Consider the following 25,334-nt stretch of genomic DNA (forward strand, 5'->3'; position numbering starts at 1 on the left):
ACCGCGAGTCGCGGGATCCGGCGGCGCGAGTCGCGGGATCCGGCACCGCGAGTCGCGGGATCCGGCACCGCGAGTCGCGAGATCCGGCACCGCGAGTCGGGAGTTCCGAGCGAGCGGTATCGCGGGCCTGCGACGAGGGGTTTCGTCGCGCCAGGGCAGCAGCTCGGAGCGCCGTGTCCGATACCGAGCCGGGGCTCGGCGCTGCAGCGAGTGACTCGGCGCGGGCGTCGGGACCCGGGACCCGGGACCTGTGCAGGGACCCGATGGCGACCCAGGTGCTCGCCGATGCGCGTGAGCGCTCCGGAACTCCCGACTCTCGGTGCCGGATCTCCCGACTCGCGGTGCCGGAAACCGCGACTCGCGGTGCGGAACTCCCGACTCGCGGTGCCGGAACTCCCGACTCGCGGTGCCGGACTCCCGACTCGCGGTGCCGGAACTCCCGACTCGCGGGACGGGGTCAGAGGGTGACGGGGTAGGCGGGCTCGGGGATCTCGGGCGTGATCCGGCGCTCGACGAAGATGCCGTACCAGATCAGGAAGACCAGCAGCGTCCAGATCCGCCGGCTGTGGTCGACCGGGCCTGCGCGGTGGGCGTCGAGCATCGCCCGGACCGCCGGCAGGTCGACGAGGTGGCCGGCTCCGGAGTCGCGGATGATCTCGCGCGCCCAGGCGTACATCTCGTCCCGCAGCCAGTGCCGGATCGGCACCGGGAAGCCCAGCTTGCGCCGGTTGAGCACATGCGACGGCACGATCTGCGACAACGCCCCGCGCAGTGCGTACTTGGTGGTGCCGCTCGCCCCGCCGGTGATCTTCTGCGCGAGCGGCAGCGCCGAGGCGACCCGGAACACCTCCGGGTCGAGGAACGGCACGCGCAGCTCCAGCGAGTTGGCCATGGTCATCTTGTCGGCCTTGACCAGGATGTCCCCGCGCAGCCAGGTGAACAGGTCGACGTGCTGCATCCGCGCCACCGGGTCCCACTTCTCGGACGCCGCGTAGTGCGCAGCGGTGACGTCGGTGTGCGAGACCCGCGGGTCGTACTGGCGCAGGATCTCGTGCAGCTGGTCGTCCCGGAAGATCCGGGCGTTGCCGTAGTAGCGCTCCTCGAGCCGCAGCGAGCCCCGGCGCAGCAGGTCCTTGCCCCGCATGCCCTCCGGCAGCCGGCGCGACGCCCGGCCGAGCAGCGGCCGCAGCGTGCCCGGCACCTTCTCGAAGGGCGCCAGCGACAGCGGCTCACGGTAGATCGTGTAGCCGCCGAACAGCTCGTCGGCCCCCTCGCCGGACAGCACGACCTTGACGTGCTGGCGGGCCTCGCGGGCGATGAACCACAGCGGGACGAGCGCCGGGTCGGCCACCGGGTCGTCGAGGTACCAGACGATGAGGGGCAGGGCCTCCATCATCTCGTCCGGTTTGACGGTGCGGACCACGTGCCGCACGCCGATCGCCGCCGCGGACTCGGCGGCCACGTCGACCTCCGAGTAGCCCTCGCGCTCGAACCCGGTGGTGAAGGTGATGAGGTCCGGGTTGTGCTCCTTGGCCAGCGCCGCGATGGCCGTGGAGTCGATGCCGCCGGAGAGGAAGGCACCCACGGTGACGTCGGCGCGCATGTGCTTGGCCACCGAGTCCCGCAGGACCTCGGTGATCTCGCCGTGCACGATCGCCTCCGCCTCGGCGCTGGCCGGGGCGTGCGAGGGCAGCGACACGAACTGCGGGTGGAAGTAGCGGTGGTGCACGGGCTGCTGCCCGGCCTTGACCGTGACGTAGGTGCCGGACTCGACGCGCCCGATCGCGCGGTGCAGCGTCTCCGGCTCCGGGACGTACTGCAGGATCAGGTAGTGCTGCAGGGCGGCCGGGTCCAACTCGTCCGACCCGGCGATGCCCAGCTCGGGGGCCAGCTCGAGGAGGCTCTTCTTCTCGCTTGCGAACGCGACGCCGGTCGGCCCGGACGCGAGGAACAGCGGCTTGATGCCGAACGGGTCCCGCGCGACGAACAGCTGCCGCTCCCGGGCGTCCCAGATCGCGAAGGCGAACATCCCGCGCAGCCGGGTGACGGCCTCGGCCCCCCAGTGGTGGAAGGCCGCGACGACGGCCTCGGTGTCGCCCTCGGTCGCGAACTCCGCGCCCAGCCCCGCGAGCTCCTCGCGCAGCTCCAGGTAGTTGTAGACCTCGCCGTTGAAGACGATGGTGTAGCGCCCGGCGTCCTCGGCCGGGGCCGGCGGCCAGTGCAGCGGCTGGTGGGAGCCCGCCACGTCGATGATCGAGAGGCGGTTGAAGCCCAGCACCACGTCGTCGTCGTTCCAGGTGCCGCTCTCGTCCGGCCCGCGGTGCCGAGCGCACCTCAGGGCGCCGGCGATGGCCTCGGTCCGGTCGGCCGCGTCAGCGCCGGCGGTCAGCAGTCCCAGCAGTCCGCACACAGCGAGCAAGTATGGCGGTTCCGGACCGGGGACCCCCGGACGGGTCATGCAGCGCTGGCCCGACCCCGGGGGCGCGTCGGACGGATCTGCTCGGCTAGTCTCTACGCGTGGTCGAAGGTCCGCCCCGTCCCGGGCGTCCGGACCCTCGGCCTGGCCGGCCGGGCCCGATCGGGTTTGCGCTGGTCGGAACGAGGAAAGGGTGTGGTGGGAACACCACGCGGACGAGGGGAAGGCGGCGGGCAGTGAGCCGATCGGAGCGCGGCGGCACGACCGTGCGTGGCCGTACCGGGTACGTCCGGGCGGTGAAGCTCGCCGGTCTCGGGCTGCTGACGATTCCGCTCCTGGCCGGGTGCTCGGTCCAGGACGTCATCCGCTTCGGGTGGCCGGTGGGCGTCACGCCCGAGGCCGAGCAGATGCGCCACCTGTGGACCTGGGCGGCGATCGCCGCCCTCTGCGTCGGCGTGATCACCTGGGGCGCGATGTTCTGGGCGGTGGCGTTCCACCGCAAGAAGAAGGGCGACGACGAGTCGGTCCCGCGCCAGACGCAGTACAACCTGCCGGTCGAGATCGTCTTCACCGTGATCCCGACGATCATCGTGGCGGTGCTCTTCGGCTTCACGGTCGCCGTGCAGCAGTACGTCGACAAGGACAAGCCGGCCGACGTCGCCGTCGACGTCACCGGCTTCCAGTGGAACTGGGCGTTCAGCTACCCCGACCAGGTCGCGGCCGACGGCAAGCCCGTCCAGACGATCGGGACGTCGAACACCATCCCGCTGCTGGTCCTGCCGACGCAGCGGTCGATCGAGTTCACCATCGCGTCCAACGACGTGATCCACAGCTTCTACGTGCCGGAGTTCCTCTTCAAGCGGGACGTCTTCCCGATGCCGGAGAAGAACGACACGGACAACACCTTCGTGATCGACCGGATCGACCGGGAGGGCGCGTTCGTCGGCCGCTGCGCCGAGCTCTGCGGCACCTACCACGCGTCGATGAACTTCGAGGTCCGCGCGCTCGCCCCGGACCTGTACGACCGGTACATCGGGCTCCGCAAGGCGAACAACCCGGCCACGGGCGTGCCGTACACCGCCCAGGAGGCGCTGGCCACCCTGAACTGCGGCCAGTGGTGCGCCCCCGAGGCCATCACGACCCGTCCGTTCACCGACCGCGGGCAGCGCGCCCAGGCCGAGGCCCAGCCCGTCGCGGCCGGGAACTGAGGGAGGACCAGCCATGAAGGTCGAATCCCGGATCTTCGAGATCTGCACCGCCTTCTTCTTCGTCGCCGCGATCGTCTACACGATCCTGACGCACGAGGCCGTGGGCATCGCCGCGCTGTTCCTCACCGGCGGGCTGTCGCTGATCATCGGCACGTACTTCCGGTTCGTGTCCCGCCGGCTCGAGGAGCGGCCCGAGGACAACCCGGAGGCCGAGGTCTCCGACGGCGCCGGCGAGGTCGGCTTCTTCTCGCCCGGCAGCTACTGGCCGATCGCCGTGGCGGGTTGCGCCGCGCTGGTCGGCGTCGGCCTGGCGTTCTTCTTCTGGTGGCTGATCGTGATCGCCGGCGTGATGCTGCTGATCGCGGTCGGCGGGCTGGTCTTCGAGTACCACATCCGCCCCGCGGACCACTGAGCTCCCGCTCGACGTTCCCGCTCGACGGCGCCGCACCCCTCGGGGTCCGGCGCCGTCGGCGTTCTCGGGTCTCGGCGTCCTCGGGGGGCTCAGAGGGTGCGGTGCATGATGTGCAGCCCGACCAGCCCGTCCCGCGGGTGGCGGAAGGCCTCGGGGACGGTGCCGACGATCGCGAAGCCGAGGGACTCCCACAGCCCGACGGCCCGGACGTTCGACGCGACGACCGCCGAGAACTGCATCGCCCGGTAGCCGCGGCGCCGGGCCTCGTCGAGGGTGAACTCGGCGAGCGCACGGCCGATGCCGCCGCCGGCCCGGTCGGGGTCGACCATGAACCCGGCGTTAGCGACGTGGTCGCCGAGCCCGGGCTGCACGGGCTTGAGCAGGGCGGTCCCCACGACGGCCGCGTCCCGCTCGGCGACGATCGTGACGGCGGGCGGCGGGGGCATCCAGAGGACCCGGGCCTGCTCCTCGGAGGTCGCAGGGTCCCACGTGTAGGTGTCGCCGGCCGCGACGACGCGGTGCCAGATCGGCCAGATCGCGGGCCAGTCCTCCCGGCCCGCGATCCGGAACGTCACGTCAGCCACGGGCCGCCGGGCCGAGCGCGTCGCGCGCGATGATGACCTGCTGGATCTGGCTGGTGCCCTCGTAGATCCGGAAGAGCCGCACGTCGCGGTAGAAGCGCTCCACCGGCACCCCGCGCATGTACCCGGCGCCGCCGTGCACCTGCACCGCCCGGTCGGCCACCCGGCCCACCATCTCCGAGCAGAAGTACTTGGCGGCGGCGGGCCCGGCGATCCGGTCCGTGCCGGCGTCGAAGGCCTTGGCGGTCTCGAGCACCAGCGCCCGGCCGGCGTAGTGGTCCGTGACCGAGTCGGCCACCAGGCCCTGGATCAGCTGGAAGCGCGCGATCGGGGCACCGCCCTGCTCGCGGGTCCTCGCGAACTCGGTGGTCTCGTGGACCAGCCGGGCCGCCATGCCCGCGCACACCGCGGCGATGTGCAGCCGGCCGTGGGCCAGGCACTTCGCGGCGATCCGGAAGCCCTGGTCCACCCCCTCCTCGCCGCCGACGACGGCGTCGGCCGGGACACGGACGTCGTCGAGGTGCACGTCGGCGGTCCAGGCGCCGGACTGCCCCATCTTCTTGTCCTTGGGCCCGATCGAGAGCCCCGGCGTGCCCTTGGGCACCAGGAAGGTGGAGATGCCGCGGTTGCCCTTGGCCTCGGGGTTGGTCCGCGCGAAGACCATGATCACGTCGGCGACGGGCGAGTTGGTGATGTACCGCTTCGAGCCGTTGAGCACCCAGTGGTCGCCGTCGCGCTTCGCGGTGGTGGCCAGCGCGGACGGGTCGGAGCCGGCATCGGCCTCCGTGAGCCCGAACGACGCCGTGACCTCGCCCGACGCCAGCCGCGGCAGCCAGGTCTTCTTCTGCTCCTCGGTGGCGCCCTCGAGCAGCACGTGCCCGGCGATGCCGTTGTTGGTGCCGAACAGCGACCGCAGCGCCGGGGTGGTCCAGCCGAGCTCCATGGCCAGCTGCACCTCCTCGTACGCCGAGAGCCCCAGCCCGCCGTACTGCTCGGGGATGGTGAAGCCGTAGAGGCCCATCTCCTTGCACTGCGTGACGATCCGCTCCGGGATGACGTCCTGCTCGTCGATCTGCTCCTCGAGCGGCACGACCTCGGTGCGGATGAAATCCCGCACCGACTCCAGCACGTGTGTCAGGTCGTCGGCGTCCACCCCTGCTCCTTTCGTTCCTTCCCCACCGACGCTAGCTCAGCGCACCCGGGCGACGACGAACCCGTCGTACCCCTTGGCCCCGACCGTCTGCAGCGCGGTCGCCTCGACACGGTCCTCCTGCTCCAGGGCCGCGAACATCCGCCGCGTGCCGTCCGTGGCCGGGTCGCCGCCGGCGAGGACCCGGCCGCCGCGCACCACGTTGTCGACGACGATCACCGTGCCCGGACGGCCGAGCCGGATCGCGTGGTCGAGGTAGGCGGCGTTGTTCTGCTTGTCCGCGTCGACGAACACGAGGTCGAAGGGGCCCGCGACCCTCGGCAGGGTGTCGAGCGCCGCCCCGACCCGGATCTCGACGCGGTCGGCGAGGCCCGCCTGCTCGAGGTTGGCCCGCGCGACCGCCGCGTGCTCGGGCGAGTACTCGCAGGTCACGAGCGTGCCGTCGGCGGGGAGGGCACGGGCGAGCTCGATCGTGGAGTAGCCGCCGAGCGTGCCGATCTCGAGGATCCGGCGGGCGCCCGCGATCCGGGCGAGCAGGTGGAGGAAGCGGCCCTGGACGGGGGAGACGTCGATCGCCGGCAGCCCGGCCTCGGCGTTGCGGGCGAGTGCCGCGGCGAGCACCGGGTCCTCGGGCAGGAGGGCGGCCTCCAGGTAGTCGTCGACCCGGCCCCAGACGTCGCCGTCCCGCGCGCCGTCCTGCGCACTCTCGCTCATGCCTCCAGCCTGGCCCTCCGATGCGCAGCGGGCCAACGGGACGGGCGGCCACGGGCACCGAACGTGTCGGGTCGGACACGCCTCCCGTCGACGGGCGGCGGAGCGCCTAGGGTGCGTTGCATGGCGGAAGCGAACGATCCGGGGTCGGCGGGACGGGTCGCGGGCGGTGAGCGGGTGGTGTTCGACGGCGCCGCCGGCAAGCTGGTCGGCGACCGGTGGCCCGCGGTCGGGGAGCGTCGCGGGCCCGCCCTGCTGCTGCACGGCGGGGGCCAGACGCGGCACTCCTGGTTCCGGACGGCCGCCGCGCTGGCCGAGGCCGGCTGGGAGGCGATCGCGCTCGACGCCCGCGGGCACGGCGACAGCGACTGGGCGCCCGACGGCGACTACGGCACCGACGCCCTCAACGCGGACCTGCTCGCGGTCGCGGAGCAGGTGGGCGAACCCGCGCTGCTGCTCGGGGCCTCCATGGGCGGGATGACCGCACTGGTGACCGAGGGCGAGCACGGTGGTGTGGCCCGCGCCCTGGTGCTGGTGGACATCGTCCCGAAGGTCGAACCCGACGGCGTCGCCCGGATCATGGCGTTCATGGGCGCGAACCCCGACGGCTTCGGCTCGCTCGAGGAGGTCGCCGAGGCGGTCCGCGCCTACAACCCGCACCGCAAGCGCCCGCCGAACCCGGAGGGCCTGCGCAAGAACGTCCGGCTCGGGGAGAACGGGCGCTGGTACTGGCACTGGGATCCCGCCTTCCTCCGGGTCGGGGACGAGCCGCGCCGCTCGGCGACCCACGAGCGGGCGGCGGCGGCCGCCGCCCGGGTCACCGTGCCGACGCTGCTGGTCCGCGGCGCGCAGTCCGACATCGTGAGCTCCGACGGCGTGCAGGAGCTGCTGGAGCTCATCCCCGGCGCCGTCCACGTCGACGTCTCGGCGACCGGCCACATGGTCGCGGGCGACGACAACGACGTGTTCACCGGCACCGTGCTCGGCTTCCTGGCCGACCACCAGGTGTAGCCGGGCGGCGGCCCCGAGGCTGCCGCGTGCGGGGCCGCTGGGGCCCGGCGGCCGCTGGTGCCGCGTCAGAGATTGCCGAGCGCGACCCGGGCGACGGCGGTGGCCGTGTCCCGGGTCCGCTGCTCGCCGCCCGAGCCCTGCAACGAGATGTCGATCGTGGCACCGCCGCTGAGGATCAACAGCCCGCCGAGCCCCTCCGGGAAGTCCCGGTCGCTGTAGAAGAACAGCGCCTGGTCCCCGAGCCCCGGCACCTCGGCGCCCGGCACCCCCACCGAGCTGCGGGAGGCCGCGGCCTTGGCGTCGAACCGCGCGCCCGGCTCGACACCCACGCTCAGCCCGGGCACCGAGCCCGTGGCCGGGTAGGCGCACACGCTGCGCGTGGTGCCCGCGGTGGGCGCGGGCGTGCCGAACGCGAGGCCGGTGGCCTGCGCGACCTCCTGCTGCGGCGCGAGGTCGCAGGCCTGCGGCAGCACCCCGCCCGCACCCGCCGGGTTCGGCTCGCCGGGCGCGACCCCGGCCGACGGTGCCGGGGACAGCGGTGCCGCCGGCTCCGAGGCCGCGGGCGCGGTCGGCGCCGACGACGGCGACGCCGTCTGCTCCGTGCTCGCGCAGCCGCCCAGCACGAGGACCCCGAGGAGCGCGCCGAGCAGCGCGAACGCGGTGATCGGACCACGGTGCCGACGGGGCTGCGGGAACCGGACGGATCGGACGCGCATCCGCCGAGGGTAGCGACGGGTGGTGAACGGCCGACGACCGGGAGTGACCCGGCGCGACGCGGGTGCCGGTGCCCGTCGGGGAGACGTCCCCGGCGCCTCCGCCGGGGACGCCCCACCCCTCACCCGATCAACGCCAGCGGTTCGGTCCGCGGACGCCGCGCCCGGGGCACCCGGGCCGCGGGGACCGGCTCCGGTACCACGGCCATCTCCGGCAGCCGGCGGCCCGCGGCGCGGATCAGTACCGCGGTCCAGGTGCGGAAGGGCCGCCAGGCCTCGGCGATCCGGGCCAGGTCCTCGGCCCCGGCCGGGCCGCCGGGCCCGTAGGCCGCTCCGACCAGGGCGGCGAGCCGGGGCTCGTCGGCCACCAGCGCGTCCTGTACCCCGGAGGCCCGCAGGTGGATCAGGCTCGCCGCGAACGCGCCGATCCCCGGCACGGTGCGCAGCCGCGCACGGACCTGGTCCGGATCGCCCTCGCGCAGCGCCACGGGATCGAGCAGCCCGGCCTCGGCCGTCTGTGCCACGGCGCGCAGCCGCTCCTGCTTGAGCTCGGGCAGGCCCGGCAGGCGACCGGCGGCCAGCAGCTGCGCGGGCGTGGGGACCGCCGCGATCTCCTGCCCGGCGACCTCCAGCACCCGGCCGAACCCGCGGGCGAGCCGCTCCCGTGCCGCGAGGGACTGGCGCCGCCCCCAGCGCTGGGACAGCACGCACCACAGGGCGGCCTCCCAGGGCGAGGCGAACAGCACCGGCCGTAGGCCCGGCGCGGCCGCCATGACCCGGCCGACCAGCGGGTCCCGGGCGCCGACCGCGGCGAAGGCGGTGCCGTCGCCGTCGAGCGACAGCATCCGGGCCACCTGGTCCCGCACGGGATCGAGCGGTTCCCCGGGATCGAGGCCGCCGACCACGCCGTGCACGCCCCCGGCGTCCTGGGTGAGGGCCACGCCGACCTGCCCGCGCAGGTCGTCCCGGCAGAAGGCCAGTCGCAGCACGCCGCCGGCGAGGGTGCCGCCGCCGGGCCAGTCCCCGGCCGGCTCGGCGCCCCGGCCGAAGGCGCCCGCCTCGACGAGGGAGAACGCGCCGCGGGGTCGGATCGTGAAGGTCGGTTCGGACACCGTCGAAGTGGTCATGGCCGCAGCATGCCCGCCACCACCGACAGTTCCCGGCGCCCGCACGGGTCGCCCACGGCCCGTTGCTCCGGTCGGTGATGATGCATCTGCATGACTTCCGCTCCGGGCCCGGCGTGGGATATCCAGGGAGGACCGACCGCGACGGAGGGGACGGCATGACACCCTCTGTGTCAACCTCAAGATCGTCTGGCGGCGGTTGGTGGGGTGAGTTGGCGGTTGGCGCCGCCGTGTCGGGTGGGGTCGTAGGGCTGCCCGTCGTTCCAGCAGCGCCAGATCACGCGGACCCAGGCGCGGGCGAGGATCCGGATGGCGTGGGGGTGGTCCTTGCCCGAGGTGATGGCTCGCCGGTAGACCTCGGCGGCCCAGGGGCTCTGGTGGCGGGAGTTGTCGGCGAAGGTGGTCAGCGCGACGCGCAGTCGCTTGTTGCAGGCCCAGCGGAAGCTGACGGCGTGGTGTTTGCCGGATGTTCGGGTGACCGGGACCAGTCCGGCGAGAGCGGCGATGGCGTCGGGGCCGGTGTAGGCGTCGGGTTCGGCGAGCTCGGCGCGGATCTGGGCGGCGTTGACCAGCCCGGCGCGGGGGAAGCTGGTGAACACCTTCCCGTCGGGGTGGGCGTGCAGGTGCGCGGCGTTGGAGCGGTCCAGGTCACGGATCGCGGTGTTGAGCGCGGCGAGGACGGTGACGAGGGCGAGGACGGCGTCGCGCAGCGCGTCGGACACAGACGCGCCGGTGACACCGGCCGGGGCGGCGCGCAGGCGGGTGAGCAGCTCGGCCGGGGTGCGGCGCCCGGAGTGGCCGTGCTTGATGCAGAACGCGGCCATCCGTTTCTCGCCCAGGGCCGCGGCATGGGCCGGGGTGGGGTAGCGCTGGAGGAACGCCAGGCTGATCGCCGAGGTCACGTCGGCGAAGATCTCCTTCGCCCCTGGCCAGGCGTGCTCGAGCAGCGCGGCGAGTTGGTTGCCCGCCGCGACCCGGGCGGTGACCAGGTCCGAGCGGGTGCGCGAGACCAGGCGCAGCGCGGCCGTGTCCTCGGTCAGCGGGGTCGCCGGGCGCAGCCGGTGCGCGCGCAGGCGCAGGTACTCGGCGATCACGTGGGCGTCTCCGGGGTCGGACTTCGCCCCGGAGATCACCTCGCCCTCACGCCAGGTCTTGATCGCGTTCGGCTTCACCGCCACCACCGGATGCCCGGCCGCGAGCAGCGCGTCGACCAGCCGCCCGTCCGGGCGCTCGATCGCCACCGGCACCCGGGCCGGCTCCCCGAGCTTGGCCAGCCGGCGGATCAAGCCGGTGAACCCGGCCGCGGTGTGCTCCACGGCGAACGCGGCCTTCTGCCGGCCGGTCGAGTCGAGCACGCAGACCGCATGGGTCTTCGCAGCCCAGTCGATCCCGACGAAGAACTCCGCCTCCACCAACGAGGGGGCACCTACCAGCGACACGTTCGTCGCCTTCCTGTCCGCCGCAGGCAGGAACCGGGCGGGAGCCCGGCCAGGAGTCGAGTGGTCACTGACCGGCGCTCGGCACCGCAGCAGCCCTCTGTAGTCGATCTACGGCCAGGCAGGAACCGGGGGCGGCAGTGTCATGCCAGCCCTCGAAGGGCGACCGACTCGGGCCGTCACCCCGGCTCCCATCCGCTTCCTACCACAGAGGCACTCATGACCCCTGCAACGAAGAGGGTGGACCAGTGACCGAGTTCGACCTGGTGGTCCGGGGTGGATCCGTGCTCGACGGGAACGGGGGCGCGGCCCGCACGGCGGACGTCGGGATCGTCGGCGACCGGATCGCGGAGGTGGGCCGGGTCGACGGCACGGGCCGCCGCGAGATCGACGCGGACGGCGCGGTCGTCGCCCCCGGGTTCGTCGACGTCCACACCCACTACGACGGGCAGGCGACCTGGGAGTCCCGGCTGCAGCCGTCGTCGTGGCACGGGGTCACCACGGTGGTCGCCGGCAACTGCGGGGTCGGCTTCGCCCCCGCCCGCCCGGAGCACCGCGACCGGCTGATCGACCTGATGGAGGGCGTCGAGGACATCCCGGGCATCGCCCTGCACGAGGGCCTGCCCTGGACCTGGCTGACCTTCCCCGAGTACCTCGACGTGCTGGCGGCCCGCCCCTACGACGTCGACCTCGCCACCCAGGTCCCGCACGCGGCCCTGCGGGTGCACGCGATGGGCGAGCGGGCCGCCGCGCACGAGGAGGCCACCGCGGACGAGGTCGCGCTGATGGCCAAGCTCGCGGCCGAGGCCGTCCGGGCCGGGGCACTGGGCTTCTCCACCTCGCGGACCCTCAACCACAAGAGCATCGACGGCGAGCTCACCCCCTCCTACGGGCTGGGCGCCGCCGAGCTCGTCGCGATCGCGAAGGCCGTCGGCGAGACCGGCACCGGGGTGTTGCAGCTGGTCAGCGACTTCCCCGACGCCGAGGAGGAGTTCGCCCTGATCCGCGAGATGGTCGCGGCGTCCGGGCGGCCGCTGTCGTTCTCGCTGGTCCAGTTCCCGCAGGAGCCGGACAAGCACCGCGCCGTCCTGGCCATGGTCGACCGGGCCTGGGCGGACGGGCTGGAGATCCGCGCACAGGTCGCGGCCCGGCCCGTCGGGCTGATCCTGGGCCTGGAGAACACGCTGAACCCGTTCATGACGAACCCGGTGTGGCGTCGGCTGGTCGACCTGACCCCCGGCGAGCAGGCGGCCCGGATGCGTGAGCCCGGGCTCCGCGCGGAGATCCTCGCCGCGCAGACCCGGGAGAAGGAGCGCGGGCGGCTCGGCGGCAACCTGATCCACAAGTACGAGCTGATGTACGAGCTCACCGACCCGCCGAACTACGAGCCGCCGGCGTCGGCGTCGATCGCCGACCGGGCCGCGGCCGAGGGCCGGGACCCGGTGGAGCTGGCCTACGACGTCGTGGCCGGCGGCGGGATGCTCTACCTGGTCAGCGCGAACTACGTCGAGGGCAACCTCGACGCCGTCGGCGAGATGCTGCGCCACCCGCACGCGCTGCCCGGGCTGTCCGACGGCGGCGCGCACGTCGGCACGATCTGCGACGGCAGCTTCCCGACGACACTGGTCCAGCACTGGACCCGGGACCGGGCGGGGGAGAAGCTCGACCTCGCCTACGTCGTGCAGCGGCAGGCCCGGGACACCGCCCGGGCGGTCGGGCTGTGCGACCGCGGCGTGCTCGAGCCGGGGTACCGCGCCGACCTGAACGTGATCGACGTCGCCGGGATGCGCCTGCACCGGCCCGAGATGCGCCACGACCTGCCCGCGGGCGGGAGCCGGCTGCTGCAGCGGGTGGACGGGTACCGGCACACCGTCGTCGCGGGCCAGGAGACCTACACCGACGGCGTCGAGACCGACGCCCTGCCGGGCCGCCTGGTCCGGGGCGCACGGCCCGCGCCCCGGTAGCCCCCGGCCGCCCGCGCCCCGGGCACCCGCTCGGCACCGGGTGGGGCTGGCCCTACTGTGCACCCGGGAGTGTGCCGGGTGGGGGGCGCTGTGCGGGTGGGCTTGGGTGGGGGCATGAGCGAGGAGGGGGTCCCGGCCGCCGTCGTCACGCCCGGGCCCGACGTCGGGTCGGTGAGGCGCGGCCTGCGCTACCTGGTGACGGGGCTGCCGCTCGGGGTGGTGGCCTTCGTGGTCGCCGTCGCCGGGTTCGCGGCCGGGATCAGCACGGTCGTCGTGTGGGTGGGGCTGCCGATCATGGCGGGCACGTTCGCGCTGTCCCGGCGGCTGGCCGACGTCGAGCGGCGGGCCACGGAGGCCGCGAGCGGCCGGCCGCTGCCGCCGCACCACTACCGCGCGCGTCGCGGCCGCGGCGTGATCGGGATGCTGGGCCGGTTCGCCGACCCGCAGTGCTGGCGTGACCTGCTGCACGCCGTCGTCGCGTTCCCCGTGCGGCTGGCCTGCTTCGTGATCGGGGTCGTCTGGGTCGTCACCGGCATCGGGGCCTCCCTCTACGTGCTGTGGGAGTGGTCCCTGCCGCGCGGCGACCGCACCGGGCTGGTCGACGTGATCACCGGCGTCGCGTCCCGGGCGCTCGACGTCGCCATCACCACCCTGATCGGCCTGGTCCTGCTGATCACGACGCCGTGGGTGGTGCGGGCGCTGGTGGCCGTGCGCGCGGGCCTGGCCCGGGCCCTGCTCACCAACCGGACCGCCGCGCTGCGCGCCCGCGCCGAGCAGCTCGCCGCGGGCCGCAGGGCCGCGGTGGCGGCCGAGGCCGCGACCCTGCGGCGGCTCGAGCGGGACATCCACGACGGCCCGCAGCAGCGGCTCGTCCGGCTCACCATGGACCTCGAGGCGGCCGGCCGTCGGCTCGACGACGACCCCGAGCGGGCCCGGCCGCTGATCGCCGAGGCCCTCACCCAGACCCGGGAGGCGTTGGCCGAGCTGCGGGCCCTCTCCCGCGGCATCGCGCCGCCGATCCTGGCCGACCGCGGGCTCGCCGCCGCCCTGGCCGCCGTGGCGGCACGGTCGACGGTGCCGGTCGCCGTCGAGGTCGCGTCGCCCGCGGGCGAGCGGCCGGCGGCGGCGGTGGAGAACACGGCCTACTTCGTGGTCACCGAGGCGCTCGCGAACGTCGCGAAGCACTCCGGGGCGACGCACGCGACCGTCGACGTCCGGCCGCACCGCGCCGACCTCGTCGTCCGGGTGACCGACGACGGCGTCGGCGGCGCCCACCCGGCGAAGGGTCACGGACTGTCGGGGCTGTCGGAGAGACTGTCGGCCGTGGAGGGGCGCCTGGAGGTCGAGAGCCCCCGGGGTGGGCCGACGGTGATCACCGCGTGGATCCCGCTGGCCGGGTTGGAGGAAGTGTGAGGGTGGTGGTGGCCGAGGACTCGCTGCTGCTGCGCGAGGGCCTCGTGCGGCTGCTCGACGAGGCGGGCGCCGAGGTGGTGGCGGCGGTCGGCGACGGGCGTGCACTGGTCACGGCGGTGCAGGAACACCGGCCGGCGGTCGCCGTCGTGGACGTGCGGATGCCGCCGAGCTTCACCGACGAGGGGCTCCGCGCGGCGCTGGAGATCCGCCGCGAGTGGCCGGGCACCGCGATCCTGGTGCTGTCGCAGTACGTCGAGGAGTCCTACGCGGCGGACCTGCTGGCCGCGGGCGGGGGAGTGGGCTACCTGCTGAAGGACCGGGTCTCCCGGCTCGCGGAGCTGTCCGACGCGCTGGAGCGGGTCGTGGCGGGCGGCACCGTGCTCGATCCCGAGGTCGTGTCCGCCCTGCTGACCCACCGGCGCCGCGACCCGGTGGATTCGCTCACGCCCCGTGAGCGCGAGGTCCTCGGGCTGATGGCCGAGGGGCGCACCAACACGGCGATCGGCCGGGACCTCGTGATCACCCAGGGCGCCGTGGAGAAGCACATCTCGTCCATCTTCACCAAGCTGGGGCTCGCACCGTCGGGTGACGACCACCGGCGGGTGATGGCGGTTCTCGCCTGGCTGCGAGCCTGAGCTACCCCTGAGCGCCGGATCCCGCCCGTCCGTGTGATGGCGGATGCGGCGCGTGTCCGCCAAGCTCTCGCCGGTTCAGTCGGGGCGACCGGTCGGGGGAAGAGTCGATGGCGCTGCGCGAGCGTGTACCGGCAACGGGGACACGGTCCGTCACGAAGCGGGCGGGCCGGCATCGGGCCGGGTCGCACCGGCCCGCGGTCGTGGTGCCGGAGCAGCGCGGGACCTCCCACCGGTGGGCCACGGCCGAGGACGAGGGCCGGGAGCGTCGCCGCCCCGTGCGGCGGGTCGCGCCGCCCGGTCACGATCGCGCGGTCGACGGGCCCGACGCCGGCGCCGAGAGCCGCTCGGTGCGGGCGGAGGCGGCGCGCAGGGCGGCCGCCGGCCTCGCCGGGGCGCGGCTGGCCACGGCGCTGGTGGGCCGGGTCGTCGCCGACTGCCGCCGGGAGGCCGCCACCCGGATCGCCGACCGGATGGCCACCGCGCGGACCCCGCTGCCCCCGCCCGGTGTCGTCGACCGCGAGCCGGATCCGGGCGCCACCCGGACCCTGCCGGTCCGGTACCGGGGCGTGCCGGCGCCGCGCCGGCCGCGGTTCGCCGCCGGGGTGTGGGTGTTGCTCGGGTTGCTGCTGGTCGTCGCGGTGGCGGTGCCGTCGGCCGTGCGGCACGCCGGGAACACGTCGTTGGCCGGTACCGCGGCCGAGCGCTTCCCCGGGGTGTTCCCGGAGAACACCGAGCCGGGAGCGGGAGGGGGCGGCCCCGTCGCCCCGGCACCCGCGGAGTTCACGACCGCGCTGCCCGACGGGCGCGCGCAGGTCGCCGTCGACTCCGCCCTCTCGCAGGTGGGCGTGCCCTACCAGTGGGGCGGCAACGGGCCGGCCGCGGGCGACCAGGGCTTCGACTGCTCGGGGCTGACCGTGTTCGCCTACGGCGCCGCCGGGATCACCCTGCCGCGCACCGCGCACCGCCAGTACGTCGCGGGGCCGCACGTCCCCGCCGACGCCCCGCTGCAGCCCGGCGACCTGGTCTTCTACGGCACCCCGTCCGCGGTGCACCACGTCGGCGTCTACCTCGGCGACGGCCGCATGGTGAACGCCCCGACCTACGGCGAGCCCGTCCGGACCTCGTACTACCGCTGGCGCGGCGACGACTACCTCGGTGCCACCCGGCCCGCCGCGCCCGGCCCGCGCACCAGCGGGATGCTGCAGGTTCTGCCCGAGCCCCGCGTCACCTCGCCGAACGACTGGCCGCGGACCTTCGACGCTCCGGCCGCGCCGGCCCCGGCCGCCGCGATCGCCCCGAGCGAGAGCCTGCCGCCGGAGTCCGTCACCGCGGCCGCCGCACTGGCCGCCTCGGCCGGCCCGCTCAGCGTGGTGGACGGGGCCGTGCCGCGCGGAACCGCGTCGGCAACCGGCGGTGCGGTGGTCGGCGAGCCCGCGGCGGCGCCTGCCACCGGCCCGGCGCCGGCGGGGCAGGCGTGGCGCCCCGCCGCCGCGACGTGGCGGCTGCCCGCGGCCGGCGCCGGCCCGGGGGGTGCGGCCGCACCGACCGGTACGGCTCCGGCGGCCGGTTCCGCGGACCCGGCCGGTACGGAACCGGCAGCCGGTGCGGCTGCTCCGGCGGCTGATCCCGCGGGTTCGGCAGCGGTCGCCCCGGCGGTCCGTGCCGCACCGGCCCCGGCTGCTCCTGCTGCCGGGCCCGGACCGGCGCTGGCGGCCGGTCCCGGCGCCGCCCCGGCCCCCGCCCCGACCGTCGGCACCCTGACCCTGCCCGGCGGGGAGCTCCCGCTGGTGGCGGCCCGGCTCGACCGGGCCGGCGTGCCCGTGGTGCCGGACCCGGGGACCGCCGCGCTGCTCGACGAGGGCGACGCCCAGCTCGTGGTGCTGCACTCGGCCGGCGAGCTCCCGCTCGACCAGCAGCTCACGGTCGCCGTCGACGGTGCCGAGCCCCGGTCGCGCACGGTGGTGGAGGCGGCGTCGATGTCGGTCGCGGAGCTGGCGGAGCACATCCGTGCGCTCCCGGCGGGCGAGTTCCAGGTCGCCGCCCCCGCCGCCGACTGCACCTGGACGGTCGCGGAGCTGGAGTGAGACCCGGCCGGGCTCAGCGCCCGTCGACCGCCCGCAGGTCGAGCACGAGCTCGGCCGGGCCAGTGCCGTCGCCGCCCTCCACCACCCGCACCGGGACGCCCCAGTCCTGCTGGTACCGGTGACAGGCGGCGAAGACGGCGTCGCCCTCGTCGCACGCCGCGGCGGTGACGCTCACCGACAGCACGCCCTCGCCGGGCGCCAGCCGCAGCGCGCGGGCCAGCCCGGGCGCGGTCCCGCCGCCCTCCACCAGCAGGGACGACGGCGACGCCGCGACGGTCAGCATCGTCGGGTCGCCGAAGCGGGTGTCGAGGTGCTGCCCGGTCGGCGGGGTGAAGTCGACCGTGAGCGCCACGGGCCCGGCCGCGAGGGCGGTCCGCGGCCGGCGGACGGTGTGGGCGCCGGCGTCGACCAGCGCGCCGGCCGGGATCGGCAGCCGCACCAGCCGGTGCGCCGCCGACTCGACGACGACCAGCGTGTCGCCGTCGACGAGGACGTCGCTGGGCTCGGCGAGGCCCTGGGCCAGCGTGGTCACCTGCCCGGCGGCGATCCGCCGGACCGCGCCGTTGTAGGTGTCCGCCACCGCGACCGACCCGTCGGGCAGCACCCCCACGCCGAGGGGGTGCTGCAGCAGCGCCTCGGCGGCGGGACCGTCGCGGAACCCGAAGTCGAACAGCCCGAGCCCGACCGCGGTACTGACCTGCGGGGTCGCGTCGAGGTCCAGGGCGCGCACGGCGGAGGTCTCGGCGTCGACGATCCACAGCACGTCGCCCGCCACGGCCAGGCCGGACGGCTGCGCGAAGAACGCGTCGGTCACCGGCCCGTCCCGCAGCCCCTCCGTCGTCGTGCCCGCGAGCACGGCGAGCTCCCCGGAGACCGGCGCGAAGGTCCACAGCTGGTGCCATCCGGCCATCGCGATCACGATCCGCTCCCGCCACCACGCCACGTCCCAGGGCGTCGACAGCTCGGCGGCCGTGCCGCCCGGCTCCACCCGCTCCCGCAGCGGTGATCCGGTGCCCGCCACCGTCGAGACGTGGCCGTCGGCGAGCCGCAGCCCGCGCAGGGCGTGGTTCACCGAGTCGGCGACGACGACGTCGTACCCCACCTGCGCGGCGACCTCGGCCGGCAGCACGGCCAGGCCCTGCGGCTCGGAGAACTCCGCCGCGGACCCGTCGCGCAACCCGCGCACACCCGTGCCGAACCGCCTGACCTCGACGAACTCCGCGTCGACCTGCACCACCTGGTGGTGTGCGGTGTCGGAGACGAGGAACCCGTCCGGCACGGCCACGACCTTCCCCGGGAACCGCAGCGCCGTCGCCGGCGGCGGGGGAGCGACGTACGGCCGGTCGCCCCGCCGCAGGGTCCCCTTCGCCGTGTGCTCCTCGACGAGCTCGCGGATCAGCACGGCCAGCCCGTGCGCGTGTCCCTCGCCGGCCATCTGCGCGACGACGTACCCCTCCGGGTCCACCACCGCGAGCGTCGGCCAGGCGCGGGCGGCGTAGGCGTCCCACATGGCGAGGTCGGGGTCGTCGAGCACCGGGTGGTGCACGCCGTACCGCTCGACGGCCCCGTCCACCGCCGCCGGCTGCCTCTCGTGCGCGAACTTCGGCGAGTGCACCCCGACGACCACGAGGACGTCGGTGAACTCCTCCTCCAGCGGCCGCAGCTCGTCGAGCACGTGCAGGCAGTTGACGCAGCAGAAGGTCCAGAAGTCGAGCAGCACGATCTTGCCGCGCAGGTCCGGGGCCCGCCCGCCGGTGTTCAACCATCGTCGTCCGCGCAGCTCCGGCGCCCGCACCCGCATCACGGTCCGGATCAACGCGCGGGACGGGCGCGGCTGTTCCAGACTGGTCGGCGTGCCGGAACTGCCCGAGGTGGAGACCGCGCGGAAGGTGCTCGAACACGCCCTGGACCGCGAGATCCGCAGCGTCGACGACAACGACGAGTGGGTGTGCCGGCCCCATCCACCGGGCGAGATCGCGAAGGCGCTGGTCGGCGGTCGGCTGACCGCGGCGCACCGGCGCGGCAAGACGATGTGGTGCGAGACGGTCAACCGGGACGGCGCGGAGGGCCCCACCCTCGGCGTGCACCTCGGCATGGGCGGCCGCGTGATCGTCACCGACGAGCACGGCGACCGGGTCGGCGGCGGCCCCGAGCGCCCGGACCGCCGGCCGCGCAAGCCCGAGTGGGACCGGTTCACCGTGAACTTCGCCGACGGCGGCCGCCTCCGCCTGTTCGACAAGCGCCGGCTCGGGCGGATCCGCCTGGAGCCGGACCTCTCCGGCCTCGGGCCCGACGCCGAGGAGATCTCGGCCGCCGACTTCCGCACGCGGATCGCACGCAGCCGCTCCGCGGTCAAGGCGCGGCTGCTGGACCAGTCGGTGATCGCGGGCGTCGGGAACCTGCTCGCCGACGAGACCCTGTGGCGGGCGAAGATCAACCCGGCCGCGCCCGCGGACGAGCTGGAGCGCACCGACCTCGACCGGCTGTACCGCAGCCTCGAGAAGGCGCTGAAGGCCGCGATCGCCAACGGGGGCGTGCACACCGGCGAGGTCATCGAGCACCGCCACGTCGGCGGCCACTGTCCGCGCTGCGGCGCCGAGATGCGGCACGGGACCGTCGGCGGGCGCAGCACGTGGTGGTGCACGAAGGAGCAGCAGTAGGCCCCTGGGAAGGTGCGTCCCCGACGGTCGGGTTCCTAGACGGGAACGGTCGGCTCGGGGTGCCGGGCGCGCCACCAGAGCAGCACCCCGGTGCAGACCGCGAGCCAGGCGGCACCGGTGGCCCAGCCGGCCACGACGTCGCTGAACCAGTGCACGCCCAGGTAGATGCGCGAGTAGCCGATGCCGCCGATCCACGCCGCGGCGACCAGCAGTGCGCCGAGCCGCAGCGGGCCGGTGAGGTGCGGCCAGGCCAGCACGACGAGCGCCCCGACGACGGTCATGGACATCGTCGCGTGCCCGGAGGGCAACGACTCGTTCCCGGCCTGGACCAGGTGCACCGGCACCGGCGGCCGCGGCCGGTCGAGCGTGCGCTTGATCAGCGTGAACACCAGGCTCGCACCGGCCATCGTGGCGATCAGCCATACGCCGTCGACCCGGTGCCCGCGGACGAACAGCACGACCCCCGTCACCACGGCGAGCACCGCCATCGCCGCGGTGCTGCCGAGGTTGGTGAACACGACCAGGACCGCGGTGACCCCGACCGACCGGCTGTCGATCGCCCCGGCGAGGGCCGAGCGGTCCTCGCCGGCCGGGCCGACGCCGGTGAACGCGGCCCAGATCAGCCCCGCCGCCACGGCGGCGAGGACGACGGCGCAGGTCGCGGTGAGCGCGAGGACGCGGCGGCCGGGCACCTCACCACTCTGCCCACACCGGACCGCCCGTGCCCGTCGAGCGGCCGGATCCTCAGCCGCCGCTCAGCCGGGGCGGCGCAGCGCAGGTGCCCTCCCGCGGCTGTCGGCGCTCGGGCGTCAGCCGCGACCGCGGAGGGTGCGGTAGCGGCGGATGAGCGCGGCGGTGGAGGCGTCGAGTGCGGAGTAGTCCGGGTCGTCGCCGTAGAGGGCGGGGCCGAACTGGCGGGCCATCACCTTGCCCAGTTCGACGCCCCATTGGTCGAAGCTGTCGATGCCCCAGATCGTGCCCTCGACGAAGGTCTGGTGCTCGTAGAAGGCGATGATCTGGCCCAACGTGGACGGCGTGAGCTTGGGCGCGAGGATCGTCGACGTCGGCCGGTTGCCCGGCATGACCTTGTGCGGCACCACGTCGGCCGGCGTGCCCTCGGCCTCGATCTCCTCCTTCGTCCTGCCGAAGGCGAGCGCGGCCGTCTGCGCGAACAGGTTGGACATGAACAGGTCGTGCATGTCCGCCCCACCCTCGCCCGGCAGGTCGTGGTTCGGCTCGGCGAAGCCGATGAAGTCCGCGGGCACGAGCCGGGTTCCCTGGTGGAGCAGCTGGTAGAAGGCGTGCTGGCCGTTCGTGCCGGGCTCGCCCCAGAAGATCTCGCCGGTGTCGTAGCCGACCACGGGGGTGCCGTCGGCGCGGACCGACTTGCCGTTGCTCTCCATGGTGAGCTGCTGCAGGTAGGCGGGCAGCCGGTGCAGGTACTGGGAGTACGGCAGCACCGCGTGGGTCTGGGCGCCGAAGAAGTCCGTGTACCAGACGTTGAGCAGGCCGCTGATCACCGGGAGGTTCTCGGTCAGCGGGGCCGTGCGGAAGTGCTCGTCCATCGCGTGCATTCCGGCGAGGAACTCCGAGAAGCCCTCCTGGCCGATCGCGACCATGAGGGAGAGCCCGATCGCGGAGTCGACGGAGTAGCGGCCGCCGACCCAGTCCCAGAAGCCGAACATGTTGGCCTCGTCGATGCCGAACTCGCGGACCTTCTGCGCGTTCGTCGACACGGCCACGAAGTGCCGCGGGATCGCCTTCTCGGCGGGGACGTCTCCCGGCAGGCCGTCGACCAGCCAGGTCCGCGCGTTGCGGGCGTTGGTCAGCGTCTCCAGCGTGGTGAAGGTCTTGGACGAGACGATGAACAGCGTGGTCGCCGGGTCGAGGTCGCGGGTGGTCTCGACGAGGTCGGTCGGGTCGATGTTCGAGACGAACCGGCACTCGATCCCCCGGTCCGAGTAGTCCTTGAGCGCCTCGTACGCCATGACGGGGCCGAGGTCCGAGCCGCCGATCCCGATGTTCACGACGGTGCGGATGGGCTCGCCGGTGGCCCCGGTCCACTCGCCGTCGCGGACGCGGGTGCTGAACTCGCCCATCCGGCGGAGCACGGCGTGCACGTCGGCGACGACGTCCTGACCGTCGACGGTCAGCGAGGCGTCCACGGGCAGCCGCAGCGCGGTGTGCAGCACCGCCCGGTCCTCGCTGGTGTTGATGTGCTCGCCGGAGAACATCGCGGCGATCCGGTCCGGCAGGCCGGCGGCCTCGGCCAGCGCGACCAGCTTCGGCAGCGTCTCGGCGGTGATCCGGTGCTTCGAGTAGTCGAGGACGAGGTCGGCGCCCTGGACGGTCATCGCCTCCACCCGGGCGGGGTCGGCGTCGAACAGCTCGCGCAGGTGCGCCGGCTCGACGGCCGCGTGGTGCTCGGTCAGGGCCGCCCACTCCGCGGTCGCGGTGATGTCTCGGGGGATGTCCACGCCGGACATCATGCCCGCGACGGGCGTGCCTGACACGTCCCGAGGACGGCGGCGCGGCGGGCGGTGCGGCCTGCCGCGCGGGGGCGGTGCCGAGGCGGTTTCGGGGTGCCGCGGGGTGTGATCGCAGCGTGGTCGCGGTGTGGCTAGCACGAGGCCGGGTGTGGTGGCGGCGTGCTGTCCGGCGCGGGTCCGCCCGCGATCTCCTGGGACCCGTCAGCGAGACCCGCACTGCGCACCCCCGAAACTGCACACCCCCGAAGGAGCATCCCGTGAGCGAGCAGCCCGTCCCCGCCGCCGGCGACACCGGTTCCGCCGTCCTCGCCAGCCCCGCCTGGGTCATCGGCGGCCTGCGCAACCGTCCCGGCTACCTGGTGACCGCCGCCGGCCGGATCGCCTTCACCGACGGCGAGGAGACCCTGTTCGACGTCCCGCTCGCCGAGGTCTCCGGCGTCACCTACCCCTGGTACTGGTTCGGCGGTGGCTTCAAGGCCAGGATCGCGGGCCGGACCGTGAAGATCACCTTCGTGAAGCCGAACGGCATGCCGAGCCCGGACCCGTCGGCGCTCGAGCTCGGCCTCTCCGCGCTCGGCGTCGCGGCCGCGTTCGAGGGCGTCGGGCACGTCGGTGACCTGGCCGGGCTGGCCTGGATCGCGCCGGGTCGGCGGGCCACCGCACAGTGGCGGGAGGTCCTGCCGACCTGACGAGGCGGACCCCTCCGGCCCCTCCCGTCCACGGGTGTTCCCCCGCTCGCCGACGCCGATCCACCCGGGTGGGTGGCCGCGGCGCGCCGACCAGCGGGGGAGTCGCAGAGACGAACGGTCCGTAACCATGCGCGCCGGGTTTCGTTACACGGACGAGTGGTTCGCACGTGCTGTTCATCGCGTGCGGACGACGGACCACCGCAGGAACCGCTGTTCGGCCTACACCTCGCCGCACTCCGGTCTAACTTCGTCACTCACCGCGGTATGCCGACGACCCGTAGTCAGGAGAGGTCCCGATGTTGACCCGTTCGCTCCCCGAACCCGCGAGGCACGTGCTCATCCTGATCGCGCGGCTCACGGTGTCCTTCATCATGCTGGCGCACGTCTGGCAGAGCTTCTTCCAGGCGGGGTTCGGGACGGCCACCGACCAGTTCACGAACTTCGGCATCCCGCTGGCCATCGTCGCGACGGCGTTCACCCTGGTCGTGGAGCTCATCGGGTCGATCCTCATCGCGGTCGGACTCTTCGTGCCCTGGGCCGCGGCGGGCATGGCGTTCGTGATGTACGGCGCCATCTGGTTCGTGCACGGCGCGCACGGCGTGTTCGTGAAGAACAACGGCTTCGAGCTCGTCGCCCTCATCGCGGGCATCGTGCTGGCGATCGCCGCCTTCGGCCCCGGCCGCTACAGCCTCGACCACCTGATCTTCGAGCGGAAGCGGCAGGCGGACGTGCCCGCGCCGGTCGACGTGAGCTCCGACCCCAACGGGGTGCCGATCGCCCCCGCCCCCGCCGCGTTCGCCGCCCGCCCGGCCCCGCGGTGGGACGCGCCGCAGCAGTGGACGGACGAGCACCGGCAGGCCGCGCCCGCCCCGCGCTGGGACGCCGAGGCGTCCGGGCAGGCCCCGCACCAGCCGGCGCGGGTCTCGGCCGCCCGCTCCTTCTCCCTGTGGGACGACGGCCGGGCCGGCCACCCCGCCGAGGCCCCGGCCCCGCGTCGGATGCCCACGGCGTACACCAACTCGTCCGGCCAGCCCGGCGCCCGGCACGCCGTGCACCCCGCGGCCCCGTCCGTCGACTACGCGGACTACGCCGACCCGCACACCGGCCCACAGGCCCACCTCGACGCCGCGCCGCGCGAGCAGCACTGACCCGGCGCTGCTCCGGCACCGTCACCGGAGCAGCTCGACCCCTCCCGACCAGGGCCCCGCGGCCCGGTCCGCCCCGCCGCCCGCGACCGCGGCGGGACGCCCGGCCGCGGGGCCCTCGTCGTTCCGGCAGGTCGGGGCGACGACCGCAGGCGCTGCGGGGGATCATGGGCAGCGGAACGAGGAGGGATCGCGTGCTGCGCCACGTCACGGCGACCCGCTACGTCACGCCGCTGCGTGAGGGCGGCTCGCTGCCAGGCCTGATGGAGGCCGACGACCTGGGCACCTACGTCGTGAAGTACCACGGCGCGGGGCAGGGCCGGAAGGTCCTGGTCGCCGAGATCGTCGCCGGCGAGCTGGCCCGGGAGCTGGGCCTGCCGGTGCCGGAGCTGGTCACGGTGGACCTGGACCCCGAGCTGGGGCTCGCCGAGCCGGACCAGGAGGTGCAGGACCTGCTGCACCGCTCCGCCGGGCTGAACCTTGGCCTGGACTACCTGCCCGGCGCGCTGGACTTCGACCCGCTCGCCTTCGACCCGGGCCCGGAGTTCGCCGGCCGGGTGCTGTGGTTCGACGCGCTCGTCGGCAACGTCGACCGTTCCTGGCGCAACGCGAACATGCTGCTCTGGCACCGGGCCCCGTACCTGATCGACCACGGGGCCACGCTGACCTTCCACCACGGCTGGGCGCGGACGCTGGCCGACCCGGCCGCGGTCGCCGCCCGCCCGTTCGACGCCGGCGACCACGTCCTGCTCGGCTCCTCGCCGGACCTCGAGGTCGCCGACGCCGCCCTCGCGCCGCTGGTCACCGCGCCGGCGGTCGAGCGCGCCGCCGCGGCGGTGCCGGACGAGTGGCTGGCCGACGAGCCCGGGTTCGCGGGTCCGGCGGAGGTGCGCGCCGCCTACGCCGAGATCCTCACCGCGCGCGTCGCGGCCCGGGAGGCCTGGCTGCCGGCCGTGCGGGCGGAGGCCGCGACCGGCCGTCCGCGCCCGATCACCCGCACCGGCCGCCCGCCGGCGTGGCTGGCCGCACGGCTGCCGAAGGTGGACCGGTGAGCAGGGCGAACGGCCTCGAGGTCTACGAGTACGCGGTGCTGCAGGTCGTGCCGCGGCCCGAGCGCGGCGAGACGATGAACGCCGGCGTGCTCGTCTACTGCCGGGCGAAGGACTTCCTGGGGGGCCGGGTGCACCTGGACCGGGAGCGGCTGCGTGCCCTCGACCCGAATGCCGACGCCGAGGCGATCGCCGACGCCCTCGAGGTCGCCGCCGCCGTCTGCGCCCTACCCACTCCGCCCCGCGCCGACCGGCGGACGGAGGGGGCGCTGGCCGCGTCGGGCCCCGGCGCGGGGGAGGACCTCGGCCGCCGCTTCCGCCGGCTCACCGCCCCGCGCAGCACGGTCGTGCGGCCCGGCCCCGTGCACAGCGGGCTCACGGCGGACCCGGCCGCCGAGCCGGCCCGCCTGCTCGCTGCCCTGGTCCTGCCCCTGTGAGGCACGG

At 74.7% G+C, this 25,334-nt stretch carries 21 protein-coding genes and 1 pseudogene; 12 read left to right on the plus strand and 10 right to left on the minus strand.

All coding sequences use genetic code 11. The features are described from left to right. Positions 1-457: 457 nt before the first annotated feature. Positions 458-2,410, minus strand: coding sequence for an asparagine synthase (glutamine-hydrolyzing) (gene asnB / locus LWC35_RS27205; RefSeq protein ID WP_232873112.1), 1,953 nt, complete (start codon positions 2,408-2,410; stop codon positions 458-460). 242 nt (positions 2,411-2,652) lie between these two features. Between asnB and ctaC the strand changes: the two genes are divergently transcribed. Further along, positions 2,653-3,624: an aa3-type cytochrome oxidase subunit II gene (gene ctaC, locus LWC35_RS27210; protein ID WP_372463110.1), complete on the plus strand. Its 972-nt coding sequence runs from the start codon at positions 2,653-2,655 to the stop codon at positions 3,622-3,624. 13 nt (positions 3,625-3,637) lie between these two features. Further along, positions 3,638-4,036: a cytochrome c oxidase subunit 4 gene (locus LWC35_RS27215; RefSeq protein ID WP_232873113.1), complete on the plus strand. Its 399-nt coding sequence runs from the start codon at positions 3,638-3,640 to the stop codon at positions 4,034-4,036. Positions 4,037-4,125: 89 nt separating this feature from the next. Here LWC35_RS27215 and LWC35_RS27220 read toward each other — a convergent pair whose 3' ends face one another. Genes LWC35_RS27220 through LWC35_RS27230 form a run of 3 tightly spaced genes read right to left on the minus strand, consistent with a single transcriptional unit; the run spans position 4,126 to position 6,481 of the window. Further along, positions 4,126-4,611 (minus strand): GNAT family N-acetyltransferase, encoded by a 486-nt coding sequence (locus LWC35_RS27220; protein WP_232873114.1) that lies wholly within the window; start codon positions 4,609-4,611, stop codon positions 4,126-4,128. A gap of 1 nt (position 4,612) precedes the next feature. Next, a complete protein-coding gene (locus LWC35_RS27225; protein WP_232873115.1) occupies positions 4,613-5,770 on the minus strand; it encodes an acyl-CoA dehydrogenase family protein in 1,158 nt (385 codons plus the stop codon). A 36-nt stretch (positions 5,771-5,806) separates the two neighbouring features. Continuing rightward, a complete protein-coding gene (locus tag LWC35_RS27230; protein ID WP_232873116.1) occupies positions 5,807-6,481 on the minus strand; it encodes an O-methyltransferase in 675 nt (224 codons plus the stop codon). A 120-nt stretch (positions 6,482-6,601) separates the two neighbouring features. On the opposite strand from LWC35_RS27230, the gene LWC35_RS27235 reads away from it, so the two are divergent. Then, a complete protein-coding gene (locus tag LWC35_RS27235; RefSeq protein ID WP_232873117.1) occupies positions 6,602-7,489 on the plus strand; it encodes an alpha/beta fold hydrolase in 888 nt (295 codons plus the stop codon). Between the two features lie 65 nt (positions 7,490-7,554). Here the strand turns inward: LWC35_RS27235 and LWC35_RS27240 are convergent, their stop codons facing one another. The 3 genes from LWC35_RS27240 to LWC35_RS27250 form a co-directional block, all read right to left on the minus strand. Beyond that, positions 7,555-8,205 carry a DUF3558 family protein gene (locus LWC35_RS27240; protein WP_232873118.1) on the minus strand — a complete coding sequence of 217 codons (651 nt, stop codon included), beginning with the start codon at positions 8,203-8,205 and terminating at the stop codon, positions 7,555-7,557. Between the two features lie 119 nt (positions 8,206-8,324). Continuing rightward, entirely contained in the window at positions 8,325-9,329 is a 1,005-nt protein-coding gene (locus LWC35_RS27245) for a DNA-3-methyladenine glycosylase family protein (protein WP_232873119.1), read from the minus strand. 176 nt (positions 9,330-9,505) lie between these two features. Beyond that, on the minus strand, positions 9,506-10,765 hold the full coding sequence (locus tag LWC35_RS27250) for an IS110 family RNA-guided transposase (protein ID WP_232873120.1): 1,260 nt from the start codon (positions 10,763-10,765) through the stop codon (positions 9,506-9,508). A 245-nt stretch (positions 10,766-11,010) separates the two neighbouring features. Here LWC35_RS27250 and LWC35_RS27255 point away from each other — a divergent pair, with 245 nt between their 5' ends. The 4 genes and pseudogenes from LWC35_RS27255 to LWC35_RS41245 all read left to right on the plus strand — a co-directional run. Further along, positions 11,011-12,726, plus strand: a complete 1,716-nt coding sequence (locus LWC35_RS27255) for an N-acyl-D-amino-acid deacylase family protein (protein ID WP_232873121.1) — start codon at positions 11,011-11,013, stop codon at positions 12,724-12,726. 114 nt (positions 12,727-12,840) lie between these two features. Further along, a complete protein-coding gene (locus LWC35_RS27260) occupies positions 12,841-14,139 on the plus strand; it encodes a sensor histidine kinase (protein ID WP_232873122.1) in 1,299 nt (432 codons plus the stop codon). Further along, positions 14,136-14,774, plus strand: coding sequence for a response regulator (locus LWC35_RS27265; RefSeq protein ID WP_232873123.1), 639 nt, complete (start codon positions 14,136-14,138; stop codon positions 14,772-14,774). Before LWC35_RS27260 ends, LWC35_RS27265 begins: the two co-directional genes overlap by 4 nt. Positions 14,775-15,607: 833 nt before the next feature. Further along, positions 15,608-15,946 (plus strand): annotated as a pseudogene (locus LWC35_RS41245) (C40 family peptidase); the annotation flags it as partial. Positions 15,947-16,871: 925 nt separating this feature from the next. On the opposite strand, the gene LWC35_RS27275 reads toward LWC35_RS41245, so the two are convergent. After that, positions 16,872-18,659 carry an NHL domain-containing thioredoxin family protein gene (locus LWC35_RS27275; RefSeq protein WP_232873150.1) on the minus strand — a complete coding sequence of 596 codons (1,788 nt, stop codon included), beginning with the start codon at positions 18,657-18,659 and terminating at the stop codon, positions 16,872-16,874. A gap of 52 nt (positions 18,660-18,711) precedes the next feature. On the opposite strand from LWC35_RS27275, the gene LWC35_RS27280 reads away from it, so the two are divergent. Beyond that, positions 18,712-19,518, plus strand: coding sequence for an Fpg/Nei family DNA glycosylase (locus tag LWC35_RS27280; RefSeq protein ID WP_232873124.1), 807 nt, complete (start codon positions 18,712-18,714; stop codon positions 19,516-19,518). A 35-nt stretch (positions 19,519-19,553) separates the two neighbouring features. On the opposite strand, the gene LWC35_RS27285 is transcribed toward LWC35_RS27280, so the two are convergent. Both LWC35_RS27285 and pgi read right to left on the minus strand, forming a co-directional pair. Beyond that, a complete protein-coding gene (locus LWC35_RS27285) occupies positions 19,554-20,210 on the minus strand; it encodes a phosphatase PAP2 family protein (protein WP_232873125.1) in 657 nt (218 codons plus the stop codon). A gap of 117 nt (positions 20,211-20,327) precedes the next feature. After that, on the minus strand, positions 20,328-21,995 hold the full coding sequence (gene pgi, locus LWC35_RS27290; RefSeq protein WP_372463111.1) for a glucose-6-phosphate isomerase: 1,668 nt from the start codon (positions 21,993-21,995) through the stop codon (positions 20,328-20,330). A gap of 269 nt (positions 21,996-22,264) precedes the next feature. On the opposite strand from pgi, the gene LWC35_RS27295 reads away from it, so the two are divergent. The 4 genes from LWC35_RS27295 to LWC35_RS27310 all read left to right on the plus strand — a co-directional run bounded on the left by LWC35_RS27295 (position 22,265) and on the right by LWC35_RS27310 (position 25,327). Next, on the plus strand, positions 22,265-22,696 hold the full coding sequence (locus LWC35_RS27295) for a hypothetical protein (protein ID WP_232873126.1): 432 nt from the start codon (positions 22,265-22,267) through the stop codon (positions 22,694-22,696). A 296-nt stretch (positions 22,697-22,992) separates the two neighbouring features. Then, positions 22,993-23,844 (plus strand): DoxX family protein, encoded by an 852-nt coding sequence (locus tag LWC35_RS27300; protein ID WP_232873127.1) that lies wholly within the window; start codon positions 22,993-22,995, stop codon positions 23,842-23,844. Between the two features lie 191 nt (positions 23,845-24,035). Then, entirely contained in the window at positions 24,036-24,893 is an 858-nt protein-coding gene (locus LWC35_RS27305; RefSeq protein ID WP_232873128.1) for a HipA family kinase, read from the plus strand. Beyond that, positions 24,890-25,327 carry a DUF3037 domain-containing protein gene (locus LWC35_RS27310; protein WP_232873129.1) on the plus strand — a complete coding sequence of 146 codons (438 nt, stop codon included), beginning with the start codon at positions 24,890-24,892 and terminating at the stop codon, positions 25,325-25,327. Before LWC35_RS27305 ends, LWC35_RS27310 begins: the two co-directional genes overlap by 4 nt. Positions 25,328-25,334: the final 7 nt, after the last annotated feature.

Origin of the sequence: Pseudonocardia kujensis, assembly GCF_021283305.1 — a bacterium.
Taxonomy (GTDB): domain Bacteria; phylum Actinomycetota; class Actinomycetes; order Mycobacteriales; family Pseudonocardiaceae; genus Pseudonocardia; species Pseudonocardia kujensis.

What these genes read in the sequence shown, in the direction of transcription:
- LWC35_RS27245 (WP_232873119.1), bottom strand. Translation starts at nt 9,329, where the DNA reads ATGACCACTTCGACGGTGTCCGAACCGACCTTCACGATCCGACCCCGC.
- LWC35_RS27215 (WP_232873113.1), top strand. Translation starts at nt 3,638, where the DNA reads ATGAAGGTCGAATCCCGGATCTTCGAGATCTGCACCGCCTTCTTCTTC.
- LWC35_RS27230 (WP_232873116.1), bottom strand. Translation starts at nt 6,481, where the DNA reads ATGAGCGAGAGTGCGCAGGACGGCGCGCGGGACGGCGACGTCTGGGGC.
- LWC35_RS27240 (WP_232873118.1), bottom strand. Translation starts at nt 8,205, where the DNA reads ATGCGCGTCCGATCCGTCCGGTTCCCGCAGCCCCGTCGGCACCGTGGT.
- LWC35_RS27260 (WP_232873122.1), top strand. Translation starts at nt 12,841, where the DNA reads ATGAGCGAGGAGGGGGTCCCGGCCGCCGTCGTCACGCCCGGGCCCGAC.
- LWC35_RS27235 (WP_232873117.1), top strand. Translation starts at nt 6,602, where the DNA reads ATGGCGGAAGCGAACGATCCGGGGTCGGCGGGACGGGTCGCGGGCGGT.
- LWC35_RS27275 (WP_232873150.1), bottom strand. Translation starts at nt 18,659, where the DNA reads ATGCGGGTGCGGGCGCCGGAGCTGCGCGGACGACGATGGTTGAACACC.
- LWC35_RS27300 (WP_232873127.1), top strand. Translation starts at nt 22,993, where the DNA reads ATGTTGACCCGTTCGCTCCCCGAACCCGCGAGGCACGTGCTCATCCTG.